The organism is Roseobacter sp. HKCC-CH-9208 (genome assembly GCF_037805125.1).
In the GTDB taxonomy this organism is placed as follows: Bacteria; Pseudomonadota; Alphaproteobacteria; order Rhodobacterales; family Rhodobacteraceae; genus M30B80.
The window spans coordinates 835,937-860,733 of sequence record NZ_JBBLYK010000001.1 but is presented as its reverse complement, the minus strand read 5'-3'; the positions used below and the strand labels follow the sequence as shown (position 1 = coordinate 860,733).

Genomic DNA, 24,797 nt, shown 5'->3' with positions numbered 1-24,797 from the left:
TTGTTATGCATTTTGGCCCTTCCACAGGTCACACGCATGGTCTGTGCGCAGGGTCTATCCTATCGCGCTGCGCGCCAAGGACAAGCGATAGAGGGCTCATTCATTGGGGCGCTGTGAGGTTTCCAAAAAGTTAATCAACTCAGAACAATTTGTCGCAAATTTATACAACTTTAAGGAGAAATTTTGATTACATCCGAGAGAAAATTTCCGTAGCTTTTTCTTGCAAGCAGCAAATTGATTGTCGGTCGGGATCGCACCACCCACCCCTCGCTCCCTAGATCTCGGCCGGCAATTCAATTTTGGGGTATTTCCTGATGCCCGCGCTCATCTTCATCTTGCAACTTCCGCGCGTTTTGCCGATATGTGAACCAGTTTTGATGGCTGAGCGATACCCCGAACGCTCAGAACCAATAGAATGACGGAGCAAGCCATGGTCGCGCGCATTTACAAACCCGCCAGAACCGCAATGTCCTCGGGCACTGCAAAAACCAAGGATTGGGTTCTAGAATTTGCTCCTGAGAGCGCGCCCGAGATTGATCCACTGATGGGGTGGACATCAAGCGGCGATACGAAAGCGCAAGTGCGCCTTTATTTCGACAGCCAAGAAGCGGCCGAGGATTACGCCCGCGCCCATGGGATCGAAGCAGTGGTGTTGCGCCCCAAATCGCGCAAGCCAAATGTGCGCGCAGGCGGCTATGGCGAGAATTTCGCCACCAACCGCCGCACGGTTTGGACGCATTAACCCAACATCCCCCTTTGCCCGTTTACGCAGGCCCTAAGATTGGGTAATCAGCCCGTATGCGGTCCCTTAGCTCAACTGGATAGAGCAGCTGACTTCTAATCAGCAGGTTCGGGGTTCGAGTCCTCGAGGGATCGCCATAAAAATAGGTGGTAAAATCGATGACGGGGCCTGAATTTTTAAATTCAGCGAGACGCTCAGCGAGACAAGATGGCGTGGAATCGCGTAATTTGACGTCAAATTGCGACCCACCGTTCTACGCGCACGCGGCTGCGTGTTTGCTCCCGCGCGCGTGCGCGTTGCTCCCGACCGATGAGCTATCCTACTCTCCTGCTTGATCGACCTATGGGCAAGGGTCCAAGGATGATCTGGACCATCGCTGGTGCGACGTCGCAGCTTTTTCAATAGCGTTGTCCAGCGTGACTTCTTCCGTAAACCCATAGCCCATCAAGGTTAGTTTTAGACTGCCACAGCGTTCATCAACAACGCCAACCAGATAACACTCAAGATCGCTCCAGATCATGTAGCGATGAAAATCCCCGGGTTTTCCCACAGGCGACACGCATGTGTCGCGCCTATTTCGCCGCTTTTGTCTGTGCCATGGCCTCGCGCTGGGCGTTCTGCCAATCGGGCGCAATCCAAGGATCGAGGTTCTCGGACGCCAGGCGCGCGCGGCCAAGGATGTGATCGGCCGCCTTTTCGCCCACCATGATCGAAGGCGCGTTGAGGTTGCCATTGGTGATCTGGGGAAATACCGAACTGTCGGCCAGGCGCAGCCCATCGACGCCGATCACCCGCGCCTCCGGGTCGACGACCGCCAAAGGGTCGTCGGCACGCCCCATGCGACAGGTGCCGCAAGGGTGATAGGCGCTTTCGGCATGGTCGCGGATGACGGCATCGAGGGCTTCATCGCTTTGCGCCTCCGCCCCCGGCTGGATCTCGTGATCGACGAAACCCGCCATCGGTTCGATCGCGAAAATCTCGCGCGTCAGCCGTATGGCGGTGCGGAACTCATCCCAATCCTCGGGGTGTGACATGTAGTTGAACAAGATGCGCGGGGCTTCGCGCGGATCGGCCGAGCGCAAGCTGACCGCGCCCCGGCTTTTCGAGCGCATGGGCCCGACATGGGCCTGAAACCCGTGGCCTTGGGCCGCCGTCTTGCCGTCATAGCGCACGGCGATGGGCAGGAAGTGATACTGGATATCGGGGTAGGAAATGCCCGCGCGCGACCGGATGAAGCCGCAAGCCTCGAAATTGTTCGACGCGCCCAAGCCCTTGCGGAAGAACAGCCATTGCGCACCGACCAGCGCCTTGCCCCAGAGCGACCAATAGGGCGCAAGGCTGACGGGTTTTGTCGCGGCGAACTGGATGTAAAGCTCCAGATGGTCTTGCAGGTTTTGGCCCACGCCCGCGCGGTCGGCGATCACGGGGATGCCGTGGTCTGCCAGATGCTGGGCAGGGCCGATCCCGCTTTGCATAAGGATCTTGGGGGAGTTGATCGCACCTGCCGACAAGATCACCTCGGCACGCGCGCCGATCACCTGACCGCCGACAAGCCGCACGCCGGTGGCGCGGCCATCTGCGATTTCGATCCGGTCCACTAGCCCGCGCGCAACGCTGCATTTTCCCGTCTTGAGCGCAGGCCGCAGATAGGCCTTGGCGGCTGACCAGCGTTCGCCCTGCCAGACCGTCATCTCGAAGGCGCCGAAGCCTTCTTGCCGCGCGCCGTTATAGTCGTCGGTCGCGCCATAGCCCGCATTGGCGCCCGCTTGGATGAAGGCATCGAACAGCGGGTTCTTGCGCGGCCCCCGCGTGATGTGAAGCGGGCCGTCATGGCCGCGATAGGCCGCATCGCCCGCATCGCCATGCCAGGTTTCCGCGCGTTTGAAATAGGGCAGCACATCGGCGTAAGACCAGCCGTCCGCTCCCATTTCGGCCCATGTGTCATAGTCATGGGCATGGCCGCGCACATAGATCATGCCATTGATCGAGGAGGACCCGCCCAGCACCTTGCCGCGCGGGCAGGCCATGACTCGGCCGCCCATATGCGGCTCTGGCTCGGTCACATAGCCCCAATCGTAGCGGGACATGCCCATCGGGTAGGACAGGGCCGCGGGCATATTGATGAAGGGGCCCCAATCGCTGCCGCCATGTTCGACGACGATCACGGAATTGCCCGCTTCGGCCAGCCTGTAGGCGATGGCGCAGCCCGCGCTGCCCGCGCCGATGACGACGTAATCGGCTTGCATCGTTTCCGCCATCAATAGGCCGCCTCCACCGGGGTCATGCCGACATAGACGGTCTTGAGCTGGGAATAGGCCTCGATCGCGGCACGGCTGTTTTCGCGCCCCACGCCCGAGCCCTTGACGCCGCCGAAGGGCACTTCGACCGGCGTCAGGTTGTATTGGTTGATCCAGACCGATCCCGCCTCGATCGCGTGAACGACGCGGTGGCCGCGCGCGAGGTCACGGGTAAAGACCGCGCCTGACAGGCCCAGATCGGTGGCATTGGCGCGCGTGATGACCTCTTCCTCGGTGTCGAAGTCGAGGACGGACATGACAGGGCCGAAAATCTCTTCGCGCGCGATGGTCATCTCGTCGGTGACATCGGCGAAAACCGTGGGCGCAACGAAGGCACCGGGCCGGTCGAGCCGCGCGCCGCCCGTAATCAGCCGCGCGCCCTCGGCCTTGCCGATCTCGATGTAGCGCAGGACGATGGCAAGCTGTTCCTCGCTGACCATGGGGCCGAAAGTCGTGGCCTCCTCGCGTGGGTCGCCGATGACGGCGCGGGCCAGACGGGCGGTCAGACGCGCTAGGAATGCGTCCTTGATCCCTCTGTGCACGAAGACGCGCGTGCCGTTGGAGCAGACTTGGCCGGTGGCGAAGAAATTGGCGTTGATCGCGGCCGACACGGCACTTTCCAGATCGGCATCGTCGAAGATGATCAGGGGCGACTTGCCGCCCAGTTCCATCGTGACATGCTTCATCTGCGCCGCCGCCCCGGCATAGACCTTTTTGCCTGTCTCGGCCGATCCGGTGAGCGAAACCTTGGCGACGCGGGCATCCTCGACCAGCGCGCGGCCCACGCTTCCCGCCCCTTGGATCACGTTGAAGACACCGGGCGGTGCGCCCGCCTCGATCAGGATCTCGGCCAGTTTCAAGGCAGATAGCGGGGTTTGTTCGCTGGGCTTGAAAACCATCGTGTTGCCGCAGACAAGTGCTGGCGCCGCTTTCCATGCCGCGACTTGGGTGGGGTAATTCCACGCGCCCAGCCCCACGCAGACGCCCAAGGGGATGCGCATCGTATAGGCCCAATCGGCCCCGAGCGGCACATGCTCGCCCGTCAGCGTGCCCGCTAGACCGCCGAAATATTCCAGCGCATCGGCGGCCGATGTGGCATCGGCCACAAGCGTTTCCGAGATCGGCTTGCCGGTGTCGAGTGTCTCAAGCTCCGAAAATGCGCGGTTGCGGTCGCGGATGATGTCGGCCGCGCGGCGCAGGATGCGGCCACGTTCCACGGGCATCAGCGCCGCCCATGGCCCTTGGGCCGCTTTGGCGGCGGCAAAGGCCGCTTCGATCACCGCCGGTGTCGCCTCGTGCAGCTTTGCGATGGTGTCGCCCGTGCCGGGAAAGATCACGGGTAGGGCGGTGCCCTCGGTATCCTCGAGATAGGCGCCGTTCACGAAATGGCTGGCTTTGGGTTGGGCTTGCATCATTCCCTCCCTTTTTTTGGTTCGGGGGCTATTCGCCCCGGGGGTAGCGTTGATTTTCTTCAAGGACATTCAGGTCCATATGGTTGCGCATGAAGCGTTCGGAGGCGGCGCGCAGCGGCTGGAAATCCCAAGGATAATAGGCGCCGTTGCGCAAGCTTTCGTAAACGACCCAGCGGCGCGCCTGGCTTTCGCGGACGGCGGCGTCGAAGGCTTCGAGATCCCAGCGGCCGGCGGCCATGACGCGAAACCGTTCCAGCGTAGCGGCATGGGCGGGGTCATCGGCAAGGTTCACGCGTTCCTGCGGGTCGGCCCCAAGGTCGAACAGCTGCTCGGGGTCGGCGGCGCAGTTGGTGTATTTCCAGCGGTCTTGGCGCAGCCCCACCAGCGGCGTGATGCTGGCCTCGGCGGCGTATTCCATCGCGACGGGGCTGGTCCGGCGGCGGCCTTGGGTCAGCGGCAACAGGCTTTCGCCATCCGTCCAGGGCATGACATCGGCCATCGACACGCCCGCCAGATCACACAGCGTTGGGCACAGGTCGATGGTCGAAACCGGGTCATCGACGCGGCGCGGGTCAAGACCGGGGGCCGCGATCATCAAGGGCACGCGGGCCGAACCCTCGTAGAAGTTCATCTTGAACCACAGGCCGCGTTCCCCAAGCATATCCCCATGGTCAGAGACAAAGACCACGATCGCCTCTTGCCGGGTCCGTTCCAGCACGTCCAGCAAGCCGCCGATTTTATCGTCGAGATAGGAGATATTGGCGAAATAGGCGCGGCGGGACCGGACGATGTCATCCTCGGCGATCTCGAAATTCCGCCAATCATTCGCATCGAAAATGCGCTGGGCGTGGGGGTCGTGATCCTCATAGGGCAGGGCGGGCACATCTGGCATCAGATGCGCGCAATCTTCGTATAGATCCCAGTATTTGCGCCGGGCGACGTAGGGGTCATGCGGATGGGTGAAGCTGACGGTCAGGCACCAGGGCCGGTCGTCACGCCCCCGCGCAAGGTCATAGAGCTTTTGCTCGGCGGCAAAGGCGACCTCGTCGTCATATTCCATCTGGTTGGTGATCTCGGCCACGCCTGCGCCGGTCACGCTGCCCATGTTGTGATACCACCAGTCGATCCGCTCGCCCGGTTTGCGGTAATCGGGTGTCCAGCCGAAATCGGCGGGGTAGATGTCGGTGGTCAGGCGCTCTTCGAACCCGTGCAGCTGATCGGGGCCGACGAAATGCATCTTGCCCGACAGGCAGGTCTGATAGCCCGCCCGGCGCAGGTGATGCGCATAGGTGGGGATGGAGGAGGCGAATTCCGCCGCATTATCATAGACCCCCGTGCGCGACGGAAGCTGGCCGGACATAAAGCTGGCGCGGGCGGGCGCGCAAAGGGGGCTTGCGGTGTAGCTGTTGGCGAAGCGTAGCGAGCGGGCGGCCAAGGCCTTGAGGTGCGGGGCGTGCAGCCAATCGGCCGGGCCGTCGGGAAAGAGCGTCCCGTTCAGCTGGTCGACCATCACGATCAGGATATTGGGGCGGCTCATGGGCGCTGTCCCGTGGCAAGGTCGAGATAGGTCTCGAGCGTGGCGATGGCCGCACCCGCGTCGGGTGGTCCGGCATCGGCCAAGGCGTGGCGGATATAAAGCCCGTCGATCAGCGCCGCTGCCGTGCGCGCCAAGCCGACCGGATCATCGCAAAGCGGGCGCGCGGCATGGATCAAATTGGCGACAAGGCGCTGTTGATAAATGCGCAAAAGCCGCGCGGCCTGTGGTTGGGTTTGGGCCAGCACGTAGAAATTCAACCATGCCGCCACCACCTCGGGCTGGAAATTGCGTCCGCCGAAGCTTGCCTGCACCAGCGCCGAAAGCCGCGCGCGGGGGGTGTGGGCGGCGGCAAGGGCGCGCCGCGCCTTCAGCCCGAATTCGGAAAGAATCGCCCGCATCGCGGCAAGCAACAGATCATCCTTGGAGCCGAAATAATGATGCGCCAGGGCCGAAGAGACCCCAGCCGCCCGCGCGATCTGGCCCATGGTCACATCCAGCGACCCTTTTCGCCCGATCTCGCCAATCGTCGCCTTGACAAGCGCGTCTTTCCGAAGTGCCATCATACCCGTTCGCGGCATGGGGTTCCCTTATTGATTGTATCGCCGCAAGAAACATAATTTTAATTGACTGGTCAATCAATAAAAAGACCGGAACAGGGAAATTTCGAAATGACCATCCCTACGCGGACCGCGTGCAGCCTGTTGGCCTTGGGTTTGAGCGCCGGATCGGCGCTGGCCGGCGGGCATGGCTCTTTGCTGTTTGGTGAATTTGTCGATTTTTGATCGATCGATGTAGCAAGATACGGTGGGCATTTATCAGCGAGACTTTCAGCGAGACAAATTGGGGTAAGTTTGCGAAGCATAGCGTGGTTTAGTGCTTCTTGAAAATCTGATTTATTCAGAATATTTGGATTATAATGCTTACTTGTCCTTTAGCTCAACTGGATAGAGCAGCTGACTTCTAATCAGCAGGTTCGGGGTTCGAGTCCTCGAGGGATCGCCATTAAATCAATAACTTAGATAGAGCGCGTGCACTTAATGCTAATGCCACCTAAATCCCTGATTGCCGTCGGTGGTGAAAATCTCATCGACTCCATCCAAGATCAAAGCGGTAGTGCGCCTGATGGTTACTTTCACAACCTAGGCGGCTCACCCTACAACGTAGCCGTCGCCCTTGCGCGTCAGGGAATAACTACTCATTACATCACGCCGATTTCGTCCGATGCATTCGGCGACCGCTTGGCGGCACATCTACAAGATCAGGGAGTTGTCACCTCTGGACCACGTCTTGCGGCGCCGACTACGCAAGCAATCGTCACGCTCGAACAAGGGGTGCCAAAATACCAGTTTTTGAGAGATGGTACTGCTGAACGCATGGTGACCACTGAAATCTTGCAGTCAGCCTTTCCTGCCGCTGCAACGCATTTCCACATCGGGTCATTAGCTCTGGCAGACGGTTCAGATGCAGCTGTTTGGGAAAAGGCTTTCATTGATGCCGCGAGACTTGGCATCTGCACCTCTCTCGACCCAAATGTGCGTGCTTCGTTGATCACTGATCCTGTTAGCTACAGGAAACGAATTTCGCGACTATTAACCAACTCAAGCATCGTCAAACTTAGCGATGAAGATTTAGACTGGCTGTACCCTGGCCTGGACTATTTAAATGCCATTACAAAACTGCGCGAGCAAACTACAGCTAAACTAGTTGTTTTGACCAAGGGCCCGGAGGGCGCTGAAGCTTGGACTCCTCAACATTACCTGAGCCTTGCCAATCCCCAATTCAGTGGACTGGTCGATACCATAGGCGCTGGCGATACATTCATGGGCACCTTGCTTGCTGGTTTGGCCAACAATGATCAATTGACATCTAACGCCCTTGATCAGATTACGTCAGATAATCTTGCTTCATTAATAAAACGTGCGATATACGCCGCGTGTCTTAATTGTACTAAAGAGGGCTGTGATCCGCCTTTTGCAGAGCGGTTAGAGCAGGCCTTGTTAGAAGAGAGACTATGAAGCTTTATCTCGACACCGCTGATCGCCAAGAATGGCGTGACCTAATGCCAACGCAGATATTTCGAGGCATTACGACGAACCCGATATTGGCGGCACGCGCAGGTCTAGATTATCCGAATGTCGATTGGACGAGTATGGCGGCTGAGGCCGTGGATCTAGGCGCTGTGGAGCTTCATGCGCAGGTTTTTGGTCCGATAGAAGGATACGTTGACTGGGCCGGCCAGCTATATGAGGCAGGCCGGAAGTCAGGCATCGAAACAATTGTGAAAATTCCACTAGTAGAGGCAGCAATTCGTGCCACGCCAGGCATAAAAGAACTGGGAGGACGGATTTTGATGACTGCCTGTTATGATGCCAAACAAATGTTCGTGGCCCAGGCTCTGGAAGCGGATTTTATTGCTCCATACTTTGGCCGGATGATGGAGGCCGGGGTAGACGCAATGGGTCATCTAGCGACGATGGCGCAAATGAATAACGGATGCGAAAAACCCTGCTCTGTCCTAGTGGCGTCATTGCGTTCACCTGACCAGATGGTGTCGCTTGCCGATATTGGGCATGACTGCTTCACAATTGCGCCTAGTGTCGCTCGTTCACTCTTGGAGTGCGGTCTAAGCGTCGCGGCATTTGAAGATTTCGAAGCCATAGCAAAATCGGGTCTGACCTGATTGCTCTTGCCATAATATTTTCAGCCTAAGAGCCTGAGCAGGAACTAACTTGGAAAGTACATCTTAGCCAACCCCTCTATTTATGTTATAATATAACATTGATATAGAGTGCCATATGGGTGCCAAAAATGGTCCGGTGTTACTTGGCTCAATTCGGGATATTGATAAGCTAGGGCAGGGGGCGGGGACCCCATATTCAGACCGCGCGCCTCGGACCGCGGGCCTTGGTCATGGGTTGGTAGATTTGAGCAGCCTAATCTGACTATCCCAATTTAATTGTTAGTGCATATTTGGCGTACTTCTGGCATTCTACAACAACGGAGCTGCAAGAGAAGTTTTAGAAGTCAAACAGAAATGCGCAATGAAACGAGAGCGTGGTGACTTTTCAGGTTCGGTAGCAGTAATTGGAGGGCATGATCACGTTCATGCTCTACGTAGATTGCGCGAGGAATACCCTGACATAAAATGGCAAGCCGTCACATTGCCACCGGATTCAACTCCTTGCCTGTTTTTACATGAAAATCGATCAATGCCTGAAGGCTCGTTTCGCATCCAAACTGATATAAACGAAAACACTCCTGCAAAAGTTGATATAATTGGTGGACCGTTTTCTGGCGTTATTTATGCCATTGAGGAGCTAATTTCTCAAGGCGGCTCTGACAAAGCGCGCATGGCATTACCTTCGGAGACTTTTGAAGACGCGCCGGGTCTAGCATATCGCACTTTTTGGACTTGGGATCATTCCACGAATTGGGAGCTGTCTCAGATTGGCCAACAGGAAATAGGCGTTTTTAATCCTTATGGTAAACCACCTGGGGGCTTTCTGCGCGACTATAAACGCTGTGTCGATTTCTGCTCGAAAAACCGTATCGCTGCGATTGTTATTTATGGCTTCCTGCGAGACAGTCATGGCGGCGTTGAAGCCGCTAAGGAGTTATGCAGCTATGCCAAAGAGCGCGGCGTGCGCATTTTGCCCGGTATAGCCATTGGTTCGTATGGCGGCGTCTATTGGGAGGGGGACAATCAATATAATCTAGCCACATGGCTAAAGAAGAACCCGCAAGCTGCCGCGACGCTGGAGAAAGGCGTCGGTTTTCAGATTTGTGACCTTGCCTTCCCTCTCAACTTTCCACGTTCTGATTATACGCTTTCTGCCTGCCCCTCTGCACCTGAAACCATGGCTTGGATGGAAGAGGGCGTTAGCTGGCTCTGCGAGACTTTTGAAGTAGGTGGTATAAACATCGAGGCCGGAGATTATGGTGTTTGTGGATGTTCTCGATGTGTCGCGCGTCGTGCTAATGAGAAGGAAGCCGCTCGTCGTCGTGATGTGCATGGCGATTACTGGTCGCATACGGATATGGCAGATAATTTTCCTCGTCTATTTAATGCGGCTCGCAAAGCACGACCTGACACCTGGATATACTCGGAGATCCAATGGGACAATCTGTTAGATCCCGTTTCGTTGGAGGCGCAGCGCAGATTGCCAGTTGGCGGTATATATCAGCACACTACCAATCGCACCTATTGGAAACGGATCTCCGCCGAGCTGACAAAAAGCTACGTTGAAGAACTTCCAATGCAGCCAAATGTGCTGCGCTGTCAATTTGCTTGCCAGTGGAACGGTGACGAACGTACGGAACGCTATGCGCTCAATGCGCCAGTCTTCGCAGAAATGGCACAATTAGGTTACCGCACCGGGATGACGGGTCTGACCATCTGGGGTGAGCCATCGCCATGGTATGCGACGGTCGAACTATCGTATTTGGCATTTGCCCGTTTTTCATGGGATCCTTCGCTGCAGTATGAGGAGTTTATGAGCCGTGATGTCGCGCCACTATTCGGCGGTATGGAAGCGGCAGAAAAATTTGTGACCACCGCTAATGAAATAGATGCCAATCAGCGTCTTCCTTTAGAAAGGCTCGAGGCGCTTCAGAGAGTATGCTTGGAGCATCGTACTTCAGGTGAAGCGGGCAGGCGTTGGCTATCGCTGGAAGAAACAATTTCAAGACGGATTTACATGGGGGAATAAAAATCAACGCACTAGTTTGCTTTGAAAGCCTCTCAGAAAATCGGCAGCTGTATTTATTGCGGCAGCCATATCCTCTTCTGTAACAGACTCAAGTGGTGTGTGGCTCCTACCTTCTTTGCAGCGGACAAATAGCTCGGCAAAACTAGCACGAATCACGCGGAGCGTCCGTCATGGGCGGCATAGGGCGAGGTCTATGTGACATCTCTGCGATATGCTGAATTTCCTCGCCCGCGCGCTGATATCCGCTCATCTGGCGGCCAAACCTTAAAAAAATCCTGCTTTTCGGTTCCTAGGCGCGTATGAAAGGCTTATACAGTTTTGCAACACACATGCGCTTGCGGGGAGGCATGACATGATAAGATCAGAGCTTGTGCAAAAACTTGCGGAGGAAAATCCGCATCTTTATCAGCGCGATATTGAGCGGATTGTGGCAGCAATTTTTGACGAAATCATCGAAGCCATGGCGCGAGGAGATCGGGTCGAATTGCGCGGCTTTGGCGCGTTTTCGGTGAAAAAGCGTGATGCACGCGTGGGCCGTAATCCGCGGACGGGCGAGACTGTATCAGTTGAAGAAAAACATGTTCCCTTCTTCAAGGCGGGCAAATTGCTGCGTGACCGATTGAATTCGTAACGAGAACTGCGCGAGGGTAAGGCGTGATCCGAATAATAAAGCTGAGTTTCATTCTCTGTGTCGCGGTAGTTTTGATTGTTCTGGCGATTGCCAATCGCGATCCGGTGGTGATTAATCTTTTACCTGCCGATTTGGCGCTGTGGCTGCGGATAGATTTGTCTATATCCCTCCCTCTGTTCTTGATCATTTTCGGTGCGATTACCGCAGGTTTGGTTCTAGGCTTTGTTTGGGAGTGGCTACGCGAACACCGGCATCGTGCGGATGCATCGCGCGCGAAGCGTGATGCGACACGCCTGTCGCGGGAATTGGAAACCCTCAAGGGCGAGGCACGGGCGAAAGAGGGTCAGGATGACATTCTTGCCTTGTTGGAGGATGGCAAGCCCTTGCGGCTTGGTTGATCCCTGATGAGCATTTCCATTAAATTTTGTGGCCTTTCTCAGCCTGCCGATATTGTGGCTGCGGCCGAGGCGGGTGCGCGCTATGTGGGTTTTGTATTTTTCCCAAAATCACCCCGTTCGGTTAGCCTGACACGGGCCCGTGACTTGGCGCTTGCCGTTCCTGTCGGCGTGGCCAAGGTGGGTTTGGTGGTCGATCCAGAGGATGCCTTTCTAGATCAACTTCTGGCCGAAGTGCCGCTGGATATTTTGCAATTGCACGGCCATGAAACACCTAACCGTGTGGCGGAAATCCGTGCGCGGACGGGCCTGCCTGTGATGAAGGCCATTGGTATCGCAGAAGCGGATGATTTGGGGCAGATTGCGGATTACGCGGCGGTCAGTGATCAATTGCTAATTGATGCCAAGCCGCCGAAAAATGCTGATCTTCCTGGGGGGAACGGTCTTTCTTTTGACTGGCGGTTGTTAGCCGGACGCAGATGGCCTGTGCCATGGATGCTGGCAGGTGGATTGACGCCTGACAATGTGCGGCTTGCCGTGCAAATGACAGGCGCGCAGCAGGTTGATGTTTCATCAGGCGTGGAAAGTCGGGCGGGGGTAAAAGACCCTACCCTGATCCATGCTTTTGCCGATGCGGTGAACGGGGGCTAAACCTTGCCCCTTTCTCTTGCTCAATTCTTGCGCCCGCGTTAGGCAGTGGGTCGAATGTGAAAAAAGGTGCCTCTATGCCCGATGATATCTTGAACAGCTTTATGACTGGCCCTGATGAAAGCGGCCGCTTTGGTCAATTCGGCGGGCGGTTTGTGTCAGAAACCCTGATGCCGCTGATTTTGGAATTGGAAGCCCAATATGAACGCGCCAAAACAGATCAATCCTTCTGGGATGAAATGCATGATTTGTGGACGCATTATGTCGGCCGTCCGAGCCCCCTCTATTTCGCAGAACGCCTGACCGAGCATTTGGGCGGCGCGAAAATCTATCTCAAGCGAGATGAGCTAAACCATACGGGCGCGCATAAAATCAACAATGTGTTGGGTCAGATCATTTTGGCCCGCCGCATGGGTAAGACACGGATTATTGCGGAAACAGGTGCGGGCCAGCATGGCGTGGCCACGGCGACAGTCTGCGCAAAATTTGGCTTGAAATGCGTGGTCTATATGGGCGCGCATGATGTTGAACGCCAAGCGCCCAATGTGTTCCGCATGAAACTGCTTGGGGCCGAGGTTGTGCCTGTGACGTCAGGCCGTGGCACTTTGAAAGACGCGATGAACGATGCCTTGCGCGACTGGGTGACGAATGTGCGCGATACATTCTACTGCATCGGCACGGTCGCAGGCCCGCACCCATATCCCGCGATGGTGCGTGATTTCCAAGCGATCATTGGCAAAGAGGCCCGCGAACAGATGTTGGCCGCCGAAGGCCGTTTGCCAGATACGATCATTGCGGCCATTGGCGGCGGTTCAAATGCGATGGGGCTGTTTTACCCCTTCTTGGATGACAAGGAGGTGCAGATCATTGGCGTTGAGGCCGGTGGCAAAGGCGTCAATGACAAGATGGAGCATTGCGCAAGCTTGACAGGGGGGCGTCCGGGTGTGCTGCATGGCAACCGCACCTATTTGCTGCAAGACGAAGATGGACAAATCCTTGAGGGTCATTCGATTTCGGCGGGGCTCGATTACCCTGGCATCGGGCCTGAGCATTCATGGCTGCACGATATCGGCCGTGCTGAATATGTCTCGATCACCGATAGCGAAGCTTTGGAGGCGTTTCAGCTGTGCTGCCACCAAGAGGGCATCATTCCCGCGCTAGAGCCAAGCCATGCTTTGGCCCATGTGATGAAAATCGCGCCGACCCTGCCAAAGGATCATTTGATCTGCATGAATATGTGTGGTCGCGGTGATAAAGATATCTTCACAGTGGCCCGTGCCTTGGGATGGGAGATGCAGGGCTAATCCCCACATCTCTCCGCATTTATGCCCGCTCTGCGCCTAAACCATCGGTTCGGGTGTCACTCGATCTGATGCAATTCTAATACGTTCAGCGGAATAATTTCGAGCGCACGCATATGGGTTGCGTGTAGGTTCACCTTTGGCGCAACGTCCTCTTCATGAGCCTGTAGGAACCGCGAGGCGCATAGGCACCAGCGATCGCCCTCCTTTAAACCAGGAAATCCATATTCGGGGCGGGGCGTGGTTAAGTCATTGCCCACATATTTTGAAAAGGCCAGAAATTCGCGGGTCATGACCGCGCAGACAGTATGCGCGCCGAAATCATCATCGCTGGTGTCGCAGCACCCGTTGCGAAAGAAGCCCGTCATTGGATCACGGCCGCAGCTTTGCAGCGACGCACCAAATACGTTTACGCTTTTATCCATGGTCTATCCTCATACGCGCCAAAGGTCTTGCGGGAGAGGGATGGGAACACCCAAGGCGCTAAGTTATCGAAACCGATCAACCAGCTTCTGTAACGGGCTTCGGCTGTCTTGCGGTGTCTCTACTGCCTCCGCAGGGGGTGGGGCCGTGTCGCGTGATTTGCGCCTCGGCGCTGTTTCGCGAACGGGTGTGGTGGTTTGTAAGGCCACAGCATTTTGGAACTGCGCGCCATTGTCCCCAGCAAGGGCTTTGGCCCCATCCGAAATGCTCCGCAACATCAGCTCGAGCCAAGACTGATCGGCCTTGGAGAAATCTGACAAAACATAGGCTGCGACCCGATCCTTGTGGCCTGGATGACCAATACCAAGCCGCACCCGTTGATAAGCCTCACCAATATGGTCATGTAGTGACCGCAGACCATTATGCCCTGCATGTCCCCCAGACGACTTAAGCCGAAGTTTCGATGGGGCAAGGTCAAGCTCGTCATGAAAAACTGTGACATCTTGCGCGGTCAGTTTAAAAAACCGCATCGCCTCGCCCACGGATTGCCCCGAGCGGTTCATATAGGTTTCTGGCTTGAGCAAGATCACCTTTTGGCTACCCAAAACCCCTTCGCAGATTTGGCCTTGAAATTTGCTGCGCCACGGAGAGAACCCATGATCTGCGGCAATATGATCCAAGGCCATGAACCCGATATTATGACGGTTCTGGCTATATTTCGCGCCGGGATTTCCAAGACCAACCCAAAGTTTCATAGCCGCTTTGATACTCCGATTGCCCGTCCCGTGAAAGGGTAGTCTATGATAAAGTAAAGGCGCGAAGAAATCTTCGCGCCTTTATCAATTCGTCAGAAGATCGGCCTGATTATTCGGATTCTTCTTCTTCTTCTTTGCCTTCAGCAGCGGCTTCGTTATCTGCGCTTACCAGACCCGATGGGGCGGTGATATTGGCGATCACAAAATCGCGGTCGATTGTTGGTTTAACGCCTTCTGGCAGGGTAACGTCAGAGATGTGGATCACATCGCCAATGCCGCGGCCTGTCAGGTCAACAGTAATCCCCTCAGGGATGTCACCTGCAATCACCGAAAGCTCAACCTCGGCACGCACGACTGTCAAAACGCCACCGCGTTTGATGCCAGGTGCGGCTTCATGGTTGATAAAGTTGACAGGGATGAACAGCTTAACACGCGAAGTGCGGCGTAGGCGCATCAAATCAACATGGGTCGGCAGATCTTTTACCACGTCGCGCTGCACGCCACGGCAAATCACGCGCACATCTTCTTGACCGTCAACCTTGAGGTTGAACAGGGTCGCGAGGAAGCGGCCCTCTTTGAGGCGCTTAAGCAATTGGTTAAAGGGGATTTGAATTGCAAGAGGGTCAGCCCCACCGCCATACACAATACCGGGCACCTTGCCTTCACGGCGAGCTTGACGAGCGGCCCCCTTGCCTGTCCCCGTCCGTGCCTCGGCGATAAGATCAGGAATCTCACCAGCCATAGCTATATCTCCATATGTTATGGGCCGCCTCCAAGGGTGTCGGGCCCGTGAAACCGCGCTCTTACAAGCATTTTCGGCCTTTGACCAGAGCTAAATCCGCCATTTTGTACATATATCGCTTGAGCCATTCCAATCGGCGGGGTAGCGATTTCAGCATGCATGCGCTCGCCAAAATTAGACAGGATCTTTCGCTGACCATCAGGCCTGTATTTGGCTTTATGGTTTTGGGAATCTTTTGGGGCTCTTATGCGGCGCTTGCCCCGCAAATCAAAGCGCAGATTGGGGCCGGTGATGGGCTCTTTGGCACGCTTTTGCTGATGTCTGCTTTGGGGCTTGTCACCGCAATGTGGTTGGCGCCGCGGGTAGATCGGCATTTGGGAAAATGGGGGCTGCCCCTTGGCGCGGGTCTATTGGCCTTGTCGTTTGCGGTTTTGGGTGCGGCAAGCCGCCCCTTGGAATTTGGCATTGGAATGGTTTTAGCGGGGGCGGCTTCGGGGCTGACGGATGTTATTATCAATGCCCGCGTCTCAGAGGCAGAGGCAGCCTTTCGGCGTCCGCTTATGTCACTTAATCATGCGATCTTTTCTTTCGCCTACGCGCTTGCTGCATTGAGTGCAGGCACGGCGCGGGAATTTGACGCCTCTGCCTTGCAGGTGTTTTTGGGGTTGGGGGTCATCGTTGCTTTGGCACTGCCCATTTTGCGCAGCCCATCTTTTTTTGTAGGTGTTTCGGGAGATGGCGAAACGGTGCAGGGCGTTGATTTAGTGCCGTTCTGGTCGGGTTTGGTGATCTGGCCTGGATTGGTGGTAATGTTTGGCTTCATGTCAGAGGCCGCGATGGAAAGTTGGTCTGCCTTGCACATTGAACGCTCGCTAGGTGGGCGGGCTGTCGAAGGCGCGATTGGGCCTTTCATGTTGGGCCTAACCATGGGGATTGGCCGTCTTGCAGGGCATTTTCTAACGCAGGCGCATGATAGGCTGCGTATGGTTTCGCGCGCGGCGTTGGTCTCGGCGGCGGGGGCGGTGATCGCCGCCTTAGCAGTGTCGCCTGGGATGGCCTATACAGGATTTGCAATCCAAGGACTGGGCGTGTCGATTATTGCGCCTTTGGCGCTTGGTTTGGCGGGGCAACTCGCAAGGTCTGGGGAAAGAACACGGATCATCGCCCGCGTGTCTGTCATTGGTTTTGCGGGGTTTTTGCTCGCCCCTGCAACAATGGGATGGATGGCAGAACTGGCCAGTCTGCGGGTGGCTTTTGGCATGATTGCAGTGATTTTGCTCATCATCCCGCTGATCTGCACGCGTGCGCTGCGCCCCCTCTCACCTGCGCGTGGCGGACAAGAGGGGCGCATCAGCGGGGTTTAGCCCCACTCGCCGCTAAAGTGTTTAGGAACAAGCAGGTTATGACGGCCAAGCGCCTTCACATCACGCTCGCCGCACAGTGCCATCGTGCTGTCGAGTTCCTTATGGATTACTTCCAAAGCGCGGGTGACGCCTGCTTCCCCCATAGCGCCAAGCCCGTTGACGAAGGCGCGCCCGATGTAGGTACTCTTCGCCCCCATGGCTAAGGCCTTAAGGACATCCTGCCCAGATCGAATGCCACTGTCGAGATGGACTTCAATCTTGTCGCCAACCGCTTCCAAAATTGGCTCCAACATACGGATGGAGGAGAGGGCCCCATCCAATTGCCGCCCGCCATGATTGGACACAACAATGGCATCGGCGCCAACTTTTGCAGCCATTTTTGCATCTTCAGCATCCAAGATGCCCTTGATGATCACAGGGCCATCCCACATTTTTCGGAATTGTTTAATGCGCTCCCAATCAAGGCTTTGATCAAAGGCTTGCGCCGTCCACGAACTGAGCGAGGAGGGGTCATCAATCCCGTCCACATGACCCACAATGTTGCCAAAGAAGCGCCGCTTGGTGCCGAGCATCCCAAGGCCCCATTGCACTTTGGTCATCATATCAGCCACGGATTTCACAGTGAATTTGGGCGGCGCTGATAGCCCGTTTTTGATGTCTTTGTGACGTTGACCCAAAAGCTGCAAGTCCACTGTAATCACGATGGCCGAGCATTTTGCCTCTTTCGCGCGCTGAAACAGCCGCGTCATGAAATCATCGTCTTTGAGCGTGTAGACCTGAAACCAGAAGGGTTTGCTGGTATGTTCCGCCACGTCTTCGATAGAACAGATCGACATAGTCGAGAGGGTGAAGGGCACGCCGAATTTTTCTGCGGCCCGCGCCGCTTTGATCTCGCCATCAGCGCGCTGCATACCCGTCAGCCCAACAGGGGCCAAGGCCACGGGCATCGCCACATCATGGCCAATCATGGTCGAGGCTGTGCTGCGGTTTGACATATCGACCGCCACCCGTTGGCGGAGGCGGATCAGGTCAAAATCGGATGAGTTTTCGCGGAAGGTCTGCTCTGTCCAGCTGCCCGATTCAGCGTAATCGTAAAACATCTTTGGCGTGCGCTTTTGATGCAAGCGGCGCAGGTCTTCGATTTCGGTGATGACGGGCATGGTGGCACTCCTCCGCAAGGCTGGTAAGGAAGTCTTACCAATTCTTGCGAAGGCCCGCAATCATTTGGCGCGATGCGCCCCATCGGCCAAGGATTTCACAAAGGCGGTGATCTCTGGCACGGTTTTTCCCTGCTCAATCAGGCTGACAATCGCTGACCCCACGACCGCCCCATCGGCAACGCCGGCAATCGCTTCGGCGGCCTCAGGCGTTTTGATGCCAAAGCCCACAATCACGGGCAGATCGGTCTGGGATTTGATCCGTGCCACCTCTGGCCCAACATCACCCGCCTGCGCATTGGCGGCCCCTGTGATGCCCGTGATCGAAACATAGTAGATAAAGCCTGATGTGTTTTCCAACAGCTTGGGCAGGCGTTTGTCATCACTGGTCGGTGTCGCAAGACGGATGAAATTCAACCCTGCGTTTTGCGCGGGAATGCACAGCTCGCTGTCTTCTTCGGGGGGCAAATCAACGATGATCAAGCCGTCAATGCCTGCCTCCTTGGCTTGCTCCAAAAAGCGATCCACACCACGGCTGTAAATCGGGTTGTAATATCCCATCATCACAATCGGCGTGTCATTATCGGTTTTGCGCAACTCACGCGCCATTTGCAGCGTTTTGTCGAGGGTCTGCCCCCCTTCAAGAGCGCGCTGCCCCGCAAGCTGAATGGTCGAGCCATCCGCCATTGGATCGGTAAAGGGCAGGCCCAATTCGATGATATCCACACCCGCCGCAGGCAGGGCTTTGATCAACTCAAGCGAGGCGTCGTAATCAGGATCGCCCGCCATGACATAGGCGACAAAGGCCTTCTTGCCCTCTTGGGCCAGCCGCGCAAAAGTGGTGTCGATCCGTGTCATAGATGCCTCCTGCGAAATCGTTCGTTTGGGGTTTGCGGCAAATAGCGGCGGAAATCAATGGGGCCTGACGGGTTCGGGCCATTGCCCCGCCGCGCACTTCGCCCTAGAAGGCAGCCAACGCGCATCACGGAGGTCGCTGCAATGGGTTTCAAAATGGGAATCGTGGGTCTGCCCAATGTTGGGAAATCCACGCTGTTCAACGCCTTGACCAAAACCGCAGCCGCTCAGGCCGCGAATTTCCCCTTTTGCACCATCGAGCCGAATGTTGGCGATGTAGCCGTGCCTGACCCGCGCCTTGAGAAATTGGCCGCGATAGCAGGCTCAAAACAGATCATTCCAACCCGTATGACCTTTGTCGATATTGCGGGCCTCGTGCGCGGGGCCTCTAAGGGCGAGGGGTTGGGCAACCAATTCCTAGCCAATATCCGCGAGACCGATGCCATCGCCCAAGTGTTGCGCTGCTTCATTGATGATGATGTGACCCATGTGGAAGGCCGCGTTGACCCCGTGGCAGATGCTGAAACCATCGAAACCGAATTGATGCTCGCTGATCTCGAAAGCATCGAGAAACGCCTGCAAAACCTGACCCGCAAAGTGCGCGGTGGCGACAAAGAGGCGGTGCAACAAGAGCGCCTTTTGAAAGAGGCGCAGGCGATGCTAGAGCAGGGCAAACCCGCCCGCATGGTCGAGCTGGCCGAGGATGACGCGAAAGCGTGGAAGATGCTACAACTGCTGACCACAAAGCCCGTGCTTTATGTTTGCAATGTGGACGAAGCCTCTGCCGCCACGGGCAATGACCTCTCCGCGCGGGTTGAGGAGATGGCCAAGGCGCAAGGGGCGGCATGTGTTGTGATCTCTGCCGCGATTGAGGAAGAAATCAGCCAATTGCCCGCTGAGGATGCCGCCGTGTTCTTGGGCGAAATGGGGTTAGAGGAGGCAGGTCTCGACCGCCTTATTCGCGCGGGCTATGACCTTCTGGCATTGGAAACCTATTTCACCGTTGGCCCGAAAGAGGCCCGCGCATGGACGATCCGCCACGGCACCGCCGCGCCACAAGCCGCAGGCGTGATCCATGGCGATTTCGAGCGCGGCTTCATCCGCGCCGAAACCATCGCCTATGAGGACTACGTCACCTTGGGCGGTGAGGTTGCGGCCAAGGATGCAGGCAAAATGCGGGTCGAGGGCAAAAGCTATATCGTCAAAGATGGCGATGTGCTGCATTTCCTCTTCAACGCCTAATCCCGCCGCGCCACGCCCGTGACCCCTGCGTCGGCAAAGGCAAGCACGATCCAGCCAAAGCCTATCAAAATCGGCTTGGCGACCCAAAGGACGTCACCCGCAAGCCCCAGATTGGTTGAGGGTGTCCAAGCCTGCGTCTGACCAAAATCAAGGATTGGGACGACCAAATCCGCCACCCAAACATAGCGGTTGAATGTTTCCCAAGACTGCCCTTCAGGGGTGGCCTTCCATGACTCTGCGGGATTGGTCGCAGCATGTATTTCCGCCCAATTGTCGGATGTCAGGATCACATCGGAATTCGGCACCATATCGCCTGCTTTCCAAGCGAATTGGGCAAGCATGGTGGCGATCAGCCAAAATCCGACAAGCCAAGGCACGCCTCGATCAACGACTCTTCCGCTTGCGTCAGGTCGCCCCCGACCAAATCTTGCCAAGCCTCCACCAATGGTACCCCGATAAAACCTAGTTTAGCCGGATCAGCTTATGTCTGTCGCCACGCGCGCGGCAAGGGCTTTGCCCATGCCCCATCGCATTTCGCACGATTTCCCCCCTTGCCCCTGCGCGCCCATGTCGTTAGACGGGTCGGCGGAGACGTGGCCGAGTGGTCGAAGGCGCTCCCCTGCTAAGGGAGTAGACGGGAAACCGTCTCGTGGGTTCGAATCCCATCGTCTCCGCCACAAACCTAAGCAACTGAAATATAAGTTATTTATGGGTCGAAAGATCAGAAAAACCACCTACATTCACCACCCCTGCTATCTGTTTCTCAGGTAGTGTCGTTTTGTCGGTTATCGGGCGTTGTTGCGTATAGGTCACATACCTTGGAATCAGGAGCGCCTTCGACCCCTCGGCCACGTCTCCGCCGACCCGTCTAACGACAATCAATAACTCTGCTTATTCGGAATAACCCCACGCACACCACCACGAGGATTATCTACATCTCCATCTCTACGGGGGATCAGATGCACGTGGACGTGGAAGATCAATTTTTTGCAAGTGTATCAAGTAGCTTTTGCTTTCACTTGGTTTAACAATGGTAGCCACGTCTGTGTTATGCTCGTACTCGAAGTTGGTGTTATTGCGACTATGGAGTGGAACGCTGATGCGATTACGTTCATTTGTTTGCTCAATAGCTATTTGGGCTTTAGCTGGTTGTGTGTCTAGCGGCGTAGATGGCCTGAACGGTGCAGAAGTAAACGAAATCTCAGGAAATCAACCTTATTCGATATCGACATCTAGCGATCACGCACGTGTCGGTGACACATCACAGAGGTTTGAGCTAAGACATGGTGATTGCAGAGGCTATGACTGCGATAATGACCGTCAGCGCATTGAATTGTTACAGTCCTATCAAGCTGAAAATACATCTGTTGGCGAAACCATTTGGTATGGTTGGTCAATATACCTTCCAGAAGATTTTCAAGACATATCACCAGCTAATACTCTCATGGGCCAAGTTAAACTTAAGGACTGGAGAGGCCCTATGTGGTCACTCGAAATCAAGCGTGGCGCATTAAGTTTGGTGATTGAAAATGCTCCAAATTTTGGAACATATTGCCCAGTTGTATGGCTATCGCAGATGCGTGGTCGCTGGACGGACATAGTTGTTAAAGCTGACTATCGCTTGCGTCCTCAGGAATCTAGAAGTCTCGAATTTTGGGTAAACGGTCAGCGTAGTCGCTGTGGCTGGTCAGGCCCATTGATTAGCCAAGAAATGCTGGATCTATCAACTACCGATAGACTCTCGTTCCGTTACGGCATCTACAACTCCTACGTGAGCCGATGGCTTTCAAGAAATGCGACAAGGCGTGTGACTGCGGATCAGTTTGTCGATTTACATGAAGATAGTGGTCACATCGCCAGATCGCCAAGCAATACTCCCTTCTTGTATGATTGGGGCGTAGAGCTGCCAACTTTTGTGGCCTATTACGATGAGGTTCGTGTTGGCTCTTCACGAGAAGCAGTGGATGTCAGAATGATCTACGACAATAACTGAAAAGGTCTAGGGCATTTGAATTGACAAAACTCCTTGGCCCAGACGACATGAGCTTCTTTCCGATCCATGAATATCGGGAGGTGTTGTCACCTGTGGTCGAACCTGCTGATGACGCAACGAAAGAAGTAATAAGCAGACATCTATCCGATTTAGGATTTGTAAACACCAGACCGTCAAGTTTGAGAAAGCTGTCTGTATTACTCTGTAGCCTCCAGATGCGTATCAGAAGGCGGTTAGTCAGCCTCCTGCCTCTCTGCTCATTTCCATCGTAGGGGCGGCCTTATTTCCATTGAGAGGGGGCCTCAGGATAGATTACATTAACGCACCTGCTGCGACCCAATACTGATCCATCAAAGTCAATCAGCCGTATTTCTCACATAGCAACACGGGAAGCACAGCAATGAACCAAGCTAAACTCAAGCCATACCTTGTGGATTATCTAGATGCTCAAGGCCAAAAGATTGATGGGCAGCTAATATATGCTCGTGATTCAACTCAAGCTTCGATGGCTGTGCTGAACATCCTGCCTGAAGCAAGAACTGTGGTATCTGTTCAGCGTTCTATCTGATTAATTACAAAAGTTTACACATGGCTATATTCGCCCTATAGTTGTAACGCTGGCGTGACACTGACGCTGCGTGGTGGTGCAGCCCCCCTCCCGCTTCCTAGCAGAGAATGACCCTCTGTTACGTCAGCAACTTTACCCGTTAGCCTCTCTGCTCATTTCCATCGTAGGGAGGGTCTTATTTCTACTGATAGGGGGGCTAAGGTAGGACGCTGCTGTATATTGGTTTTCTAAGCCACTGATAACAAATAGAGCGGTGACTTGGAGATCAAACGTGGATTTTCGGTGTCTTTTCTGTTAACATGGATGTGGAAGACGGCCTCTGCTGAACCGACACTCCAGAAGATGGCCTGTCCCTTATGTGGTCTAAGCATACCGTCTTCCACCCCTTTCATGTCCTTTGAAAATACCCTTCAAGTCATAGATCGCCTCATGTCCGATCGAACTTCGGAAACATATACGTCTGGTTGAACTAAATGGAAAGGAGGCCACCACTGACCCCTCTTTCGCATTGCTTTTTTCTCACGCATGATCACATCATTTGCGACAAAAAATAGATTGGGGCCGCGATTGCAAAAGTCGCACAGGCCGCTTTGGACAGGCACACGGCGCAGGCCAACGGGCCTTTGCCGCTGGTCATTTCACCGAACCATCCCAAAAACGCACCGACTGCATAGCCTGCTGCTTCGCGTTTCAGCTGTTGTTGTTTGATTGATACCTGTGACTGGGCATAACGCGCTTTTAGATCAATTTGGCCTTTTTGCGCCATGTCACGGGTCATTGATTGGTCATTCATCCTCGCCTCCTAAATCATGTCAGTTCCGCTGACTTAGTGCAGTGGCGCGAAAGGCAAGGCGTAAGGTCAATCTGCGCACAGTTTTGCAGTTAAGACACCAATGGCAGTGCCCTTAGCCGTAGGGTTTGTCCTCGCTTTGCGACAGCCTTTTGCGATTGGTTGAATTTGATTTGGTCGCAAGGATTGCGCGCCGCTTTGCCTGTCCATGTGACGGCGGATTAAGCCCTTGGCATTTGCAGGGTCTTTGCGCCTATAGTTGGGACAAAGATCCTCGACAACAAAGGCCCGCACCATGAAGCTAGAATTTCACCATATCAATTTCGTCTCCGAAGATGTGGATAAGTTGCACGCGTTCTACACTGATGTTTTGGGTCTAGACGATATCCCAATCCAGTCCTTCCCCCGCCCTGAGGCAACATCGCGAAGCGGTTATGACGGTAAAATTCGCTTTGCCACGGATGGGCAGATGCAGATGCATTTGGCCACGAAGGATTTATCTGTTGCCTTTCGCAATGATGAGGTGATCAACCCTGTCGAACGTGGGCATATTGCCTTTCGCACAGATGACATTGCAGCCTTTATGGCGCTGCTTGACCAACGTAACATTCCTTATTCCGATTACGGGACAGCCTTTGCTAAAGAATGGCATCAAGTCTTTTTCTATGATCCCGAGGGCAATGTGATCGAGGTGCACCAAGCCGTATGATGGGGGGTTTGTGGCTTCTGTTTGGGGCGGCCTTCCTCGCGGCTAGCCTAATCCCTGCACAATCTGAGGCGGTGTTGGTTGGGCTAATCCTTGGCCAGACCTATCCCATCTGGGTGTTGGTTTTGGTCGCGGGGATTGGCAATGTTTTGGGCTCTTGTGTCAATTGGGGTTTGGGGTGCGTTGCGGCAACCCAAGCCGATAAACGCTGGTTTCCGATATCCCGCGCCAACTTAGCCCGTGCGCAAGAACGCTATCAGCGTTGGGGTTGGATCAGCCTTCTGGCCTCATGGGTGCCGATTATTGGTGATCCCATTACCCTTGCTGCAGGGGTGATGCGCGAGCCTCTTTGGCGGTTTGTATTGGTTGTCGGCATCGCCAAATTTGGTCGATACATCGCTTTGGCGACTACTGTTTTGGGTGCTGTGCGCTTCTTTTGAGCATGGGTCTGAACTAAGCGCGTTATTAAGGTGATCCAGCAAATAAGGCGGGGCGTGTGACGGCGTACGAAGTGGGAAAGTCGCCCCATA

Annotated in this window: 25 protein-coding genes and 2 tRNA genes; 16 read left to right on the top strand and 11 right to left on the bottom strand. The window is 55.3% G+C overall.

The annotated features are described in order from the left end of the window. The first annotated feature begins 430 nt into the window (after positions 1-430). Both AAC621_RS04270 and AAC621_RS04265 read left to right on the top strand, forming a co-directional pair. On the top strand, positions 431-742 hold the full coding sequence (locus tag AAC621_RS04270; RefSeq protein WP_340252539.1) for an ETC complex I subunit: 312 nt from the start codon (positions 431-433) through the stop codon (positions 740-742). Between the two features lie 60 nt (positions 743-802). Further along, positions 803-879, top strand: a tRNA-Arg gene (locus AAC621_RS04265). Positions 880-1,314: 435 nt separating this feature from the next. On the opposite strand, the gene betA is transcribed toward AAC621_RS04265, so the two are convergent. Genes betA through betI form a run of 4 tightly spaced genes read right to left on the bottom strand, consistent with a single transcriptional unit; the run spans position 1,315 to position 6,566 of the window. Further along, positions 1,315-2,988, bottom strand: a complete 1,674-nt coding sequence (gene betA / locus AAC621_RS04260) for a choline dehydrogenase (protein ID WP_340256319.1) — start codon at positions 2,986-2,988, stop codon at positions 1,315-1,317. An 11-nt stretch (positions 2,989-2,999) separates the two neighbouring features. Beyond that, positions 3,000-4,454 carry a betaine-aldehyde dehydrogenase gene (gene betB, locus AAC621_RS04255; protein ID WP_340252537.1) on the bottom strand — a complete coding sequence of 485 codons (1,455 nt, stop codon included), beginning with the start codon at positions 4,452-4,454 and terminating at the stop codon, positions 3,000-3,002. Positions 4,455-4,479: 25 nt separating this feature from the next. Then, on the bottom strand, positions 4,480-5,988 hold the full coding sequence (gene betC / locus AAC621_RS04250; RefSeq protein ID WP_340252535.1) for a choline-sulfatase: 1,509 nt from the start codon (positions 5,986-5,988) through the stop codon (positions 4,480-4,482). Then, a complete protein-coding gene (gene betI / locus AAC621_RS04245) occupies positions 5,985-6,566 on the bottom strand; it encodes a choline-binding transcriptional repressor BetI (protein WP_340252533.1) in 582 nt (193 codons plus the stop codon). The genes betC and betI overlap by 4 nt, the downstream gene beginning before the upstream one ends. Positions 6,567-7,031: 465 nt before the next feature. Here betI and AAC621_RS04240 point away from each other — a divergent pair, with 465 nt between their 5' ends. The 7 genes from AAC621_RS04240 to trpB all read left to right on the top strand — a co-directional run bounded on the left by AAC621_RS04240 (position 7,032) and on the right by trpB (position 13,675). Then, the gene (locus tag AAC621_RS04240; RefSeq protein WP_340252531.1) at positions 7,032-8,003 is read left to right on the top strand and encodes a carbohydrate kinase family protein; all 972 of its coding nucleotides are present in this window, start codon (positions 7,032-7,034) and stop codon (positions 8,001-8,003) included. Then, positions 8,000-8,668: a transaldolase family protein gene (locus AAC621_RS04235; RefSeq protein ID WP_340252529.1), complete on the top strand. Its 669-nt coding sequence runs from the start codon at positions 8,000-8,002 to the stop codon at positions 8,666-8,668. The genes AAC621_RS04240 and AAC621_RS04235 overlap by 4 nt, the downstream gene beginning before the upstream one ends. 361 nt (positions 8,669-9,029) lie before the next feature. Next, positions 9,030-10,697 carry a hypothetical protein gene (locus AAC621_RS04230; protein WP_340252527.1) on the top strand — a complete coding sequence of 556 codons (1,668 nt, stop codon included), beginning with the start codon at positions 9,030-9,032 and terminating at the stop codon, positions 10,695-10,697. Between the two features lie 352 nt (positions 10,698-11,049). Further along, positions 11,050-11,328, top strand: a complete 279-nt coding sequence (ihfB, locus tag AAC621_RS04225; protein ID WP_340252525.1) for an integration host factor subunit beta — start codon at positions 11,050-11,052, stop codon at positions 11,326-11,328. A gap of 23 nt (positions 11,329-11,351) precedes the next feature. Further along, entirely contained in the window at positions 11,352-11,726 is a 375-nt protein-coding gene (locus AAC621_RS04220) for a LapA family protein (protein ID WP_340252523.1), read from the top strand. Between the two features lie 6 nt (positions 11,727-11,732). Next, positions 11,733-12,374 (top strand): phosphoribosylanthranilate isomerase, encoded by a 642-nt coding sequence (locus AAC621_RS04215; RefSeq protein WP_340252522.1) that lies wholly within the window; start codon positions 11,733-11,735, stop codon positions 12,372-12,374. Positions 12,375-12,448: 74 nt separating this feature from the next. Further along, positions 12,449-13,675, top strand: a complete 1,227-nt coding sequence (gene trpB, locus AAC621_RS04210) for a tryptophan synthase subunit beta (RefSeq protein WP_340252521.1) — start codon at positions 12,449-12,451, stop codon at positions 13,673-13,675. Between the two features lie 56 nt (positions 13,676-13,731). On the opposite strand, the gene AAC621_RS04205 is transcribed toward trpB, so the two are convergent. From AAC621_RS04205 to AAC621_RS04195, 3 genes are all read right to left on the bottom strand, one after another. Continuing rightward, the gene (locus AAC621_RS04205) at positions 13,732-14,097 is read right to left on the bottom strand and encodes a DUF2237 family protein (RefSeq protein ID WP_340252519.1); all 366 of its coding nucleotides are present in this window, start codon (positions 14,095-14,097) and stop codon (positions 13,732-13,734) included. A gap of 63 nt (positions 14,098-14,160) precedes the next feature. Then, the gene (gene pth / locus AAC621_RS04200; RefSeq protein ID WP_340252517.1) at positions 14,161-14,850 is read right to left on the bottom strand and encodes an aminoacyl-tRNA hydrolase; all 690 of its coding nucleotides are present in this window, start codon (positions 14,848-14,850) and stop codon (positions 14,161-14,163) included. Between the two features lie 109 nt (positions 14,851-14,959). Beyond that, positions 14,960-15,592: a 50S ribosomal protein L25/general stress protein Ctc gene (locus AAC621_RS04195; protein WP_340252515.1), complete on the bottom strand. Its 633-nt coding sequence runs from the start codon at positions 15,590-15,592 to the stop codon at positions 14,960-14,962. A gap of 218 nt (positions 15,593-15,810) precedes the next feature. On the opposite strand from AAC621_RS04195, the gene AAC621_RS04190 reads away from it, so the two are divergent. Next, positions 15,811-16,956, top strand: coding sequence for an MFS transporter (locus tag AAC621_RS04190; RefSeq protein WP_340252513.1), 1,146 nt, complete (start codon positions 15,811-15,813; stop codon positions 16,954-16,956). On the opposite strand, the gene AAC621_RS04185 is transcribed toward AAC621_RS04190, so the two are convergent. Then, positions 16,953-18,116, bottom strand: coding sequence for an alpha-hydroxy acid oxidase (locus tag AAC621_RS04185; RefSeq protein ID WP_340252511.1), 1,164 nt, complete (start codon positions 18,114-18,116; stop codon positions 16,953-16,955). The genes AAC621_RS04190 and AAC621_RS04185 overlap by 4 nt on opposite strands. A 60-nt stretch (positions 18,117-18,176) precedes the next feature. Further along, complete coding sequence (gene trpA / locus AAC621_RS04180) at positions 18,177-18,971, bottom strand: tryptophan synthase subunit alpha (protein ID WP_340252509.1); 795 nt, start codon at positions 18,969-18,971, stop codon at positions 18,177-18,179. Positions 18,972-19,112: 141 nt separating this feature from the next. Between trpA and ychF the strand changes: the two genes are divergently transcribed. Next, positions 19,113-20,210 (top strand): redox-regulated ATPase YchF, encoded by a 1,098-nt coding sequence (ychF, locus tag AAC621_RS04175; protein ID WP_340252507.1) that lies wholly within the window; start codon positions 19,113-19,115, stop codon positions 20,208-20,210. Here ychF and AAC621_RS04170 read toward each other — a convergent pair. Continuing rightward, the gene (locus AAC621_RS04170; protein ID WP_340252505.1) at positions 20,207-20,587 is read right to left on the bottom strand and encodes a hypothetical protein; all 381 of its coding nucleotides are present in this window, start codon (positions 20,585-20,587) and stop codon (positions 20,207-20,209) included. The genes ychF and AAC621_RS04170 overlap by 4 nt on opposite strands. A 210-nt stretch (positions 20,588-20,797) precedes the next feature. On the opposite strand from AAC621_RS04170, the gene AAC621_RS04165 reads away from it, so the two are divergent. From AAC621_RS04165 to AAC621_RS04155, 3 genes are all read left to right on the top strand, one after another. Continuing rightward, positions 20,798-20,887: transfer RNA gene (locus AAC621_RS04165), tRNA-Ser, on the top strand. A gap of 422 nt (positions 20,888-21,309) precedes the next feature. Then, positions 21,310-22,203 (top strand): heparin lyase I family protein, encoded by an 894-nt coding sequence (locus tag AAC621_RS04160; RefSeq protein ID WP_340252503.1) that lies wholly within the window; start codon positions 21,310-21,312, stop codon positions 22,201-22,203. 400 nt (positions 22,204-22,603) lie between these two features. After that, positions 22,604-22,771 (top strand): hypothetical protein, encoded by a 168-nt coding sequence (locus AAC621_RS04155; protein WP_340252501.1) that lies wholly within the window; start codon positions 22,604-22,606, stop codon positions 22,769-22,771. Between the two features lie 529 nt (positions 22,772-23,300). Here AAC621_RS04155 and AAC621_RS04150 read toward each other — a convergent pair. Next, entirely contained in the window at positions 23,301-23,564 is a 264-nt protein-coding gene (locus tag AAC621_RS04150) for a hypothetical protein (protein ID WP_340252499.1), read from the bottom strand. 292 nt (positions 23,565-23,856) lie between these two features. On the opposite strand from AAC621_RS04150, the gene AAC621_RS04145 reads away from it, so the two are divergent. Next, complete coding sequence (locus tag AAC621_RS04145; RefSeq protein WP_340252497.1) at positions 23,857-24,270, top strand: VOC family protein; 414 nt, start codon at positions 23,857-23,859, stop codon at positions 24,268-24,270. Beyond that, on the top strand, positions 24,267-24,707 hold the full coding sequence (locus AAC621_RS04140; RefSeq protein ID WP_340252495.1) for a YqaA family protein: 441 nt from the start codon (positions 24,267-24,269) through the stop codon (positions 24,705-24,707). Before AAC621_RS04145 ends, AAC621_RS04140 begins: the two co-directional genes overlap by 4 nt. Positions 24,708-24,797 lie beyond the last annotated feature (90 nt).

Coding starts and splice junctions, on each gene's coding strand:
- AAC621_RS04205 (WP_340252519.1), bottom strand. CDS start 14,097: ATGGATAAAAGCGTAAACGTATTTGGTGCGTCGCTGCAAAGCTGCGGC.
- betA (WP_340256319.1), bottom strand. CDS start 2,988: ATGCAAGCCGATTACGTCGTCATCGGCGCGGGCAGCGCGGGCTGCGCC.
- ychF (WP_340252507.1), top strand. CDS start 19,113: ATGGGTTTCAAAATGGGAATCGTGGGTCTGCCCAATGTTGGGAAATCC.
- pth (WP_340252517.1), bottom strand. CDS start 14,850: ATGAAACTTTGGGTTGGTCTTGGAAATCCCGGCGCGAAATATAGCCAG.
- AAC621_RS04215 (WP_340252522.1), top strand. CDS start 11,733: ATGAGCATTTCCATTAAATTTTGTGGCCTTTCTCAGCCTGCCGATATT.
- AAC621_RS04155 (WP_340252501.1), top strand. CDS start 22,604: ATGAACCAAGCTAAACTCAAGCCATACCTTGTGGATTATCTAGATGCT.
- AAC621_RS04230 (WP_340252527.1), top strand. CDS start 9,030: ATGAAACGAGAGCGTGGTGACTTTTCAGGTTCGGTAGCAGTAATTGGA.
- betI (WP_340252533.1), bottom strand. CDS start 6,566: ATGCCGCGAACGGGTATGATGGCACTTCGGAAAGACGCGCTTGTCAAG.
- AAC621_RS04195 (WP_340252515.1), bottom strand. CDS start 15,592: ATGGCTGGTGAGATTCCTGATCTTATCGCCGAGGCACGGACGGGGACA.
- AAC621_RS04270 (WP_340252539.1), top strand. CDS start 431: ATGGTCGCGCGCATTTACAAACCCGCCAGAACCGCAATGTCCTCGGGC.
- trpB (WP_340252521.1), top strand. CDS start 12,449: ATGCCCGATGATATCTTGAACAGCTTTATGACTGGCCCTGATGAAAGC.
- betB (WP_340252537.1), bottom strand. CDS start 4,454: ATGATGCAAGCCCAACCCAAAGCCAGCCATTTCGTGAACGGCGCCTAT.
- AAC621_RS04235 (WP_340252529.1), top strand. CDS start 8,000: ATGAAGCTTTATCTCGACACCGCTGATCGCCAAGAATGGCGTGACCTA.
- AAC621_RS04150 (WP_340252499.1), bottom strand. CDS start 23,564: ATGAATGACCAATCAATGACCCGTGACATGGCGCAAAAAGGCCAAATT.
- ihfB (WP_340252525.1), top strand. CDS start 11,050: ATGATAAGATCAGAGCTTGTGCAAAAACTTGCGGAGGAAAATCCGCAT.
- AAC621_RS04160 (WP_340252503.1), top strand. CDS start 21,310: ATGCGATTACGTTCATTTGTTTGCTCAATAGCTATTTGGGCTTTAGCT.
- trpA (WP_340252509.1), bottom strand. CDS start 18,971: ATGACACGGATCGACACCACTTTTGCGCGGCTGGCCCAAGAGGGCAAG.
- AAC621_RS04190 (WP_340252513.1), top strand. CDS start 15,811: ATGGTTTTGGGAATCTTTTGGGGCTCTTATGCGGCGCTTGCCCCGCAA.
- AAC621_RS04140 (WP_340252495.1), top strand. CDS start 24,267: ATGATGGGGGGTTTGTGGCTTCTGTTTGGGGCGGCCTTCCTCGCGGCT.
- AAC621_RS04145 (WP_340252497.1), top strand. CDS start 23,857: ATGAAGCTAGAATTTCACCATATCAATTTCGTCTCCGAAGATGTGGAT.
- AAC621_RS04185 (WP_340252511.1), bottom strand. CDS start 18,116: ATGCCCGTCATCACCGAAATCGAAGACCTGCGCCGCTTGCATCAAAAG.
- AAC621_RS04240 (WP_340252531.1), top strand. CDS start 7,032: ATGCCACCTAAATCCCTGATTGCCGTCGGTGGTGAAAATCTCATCGAC.
- betC (WP_340252535.1), bottom strand. CDS start 5,988: ATGAGCCGCCCCAATATCCTGATCGTGATGGTCGACCAGCTGAACGGG.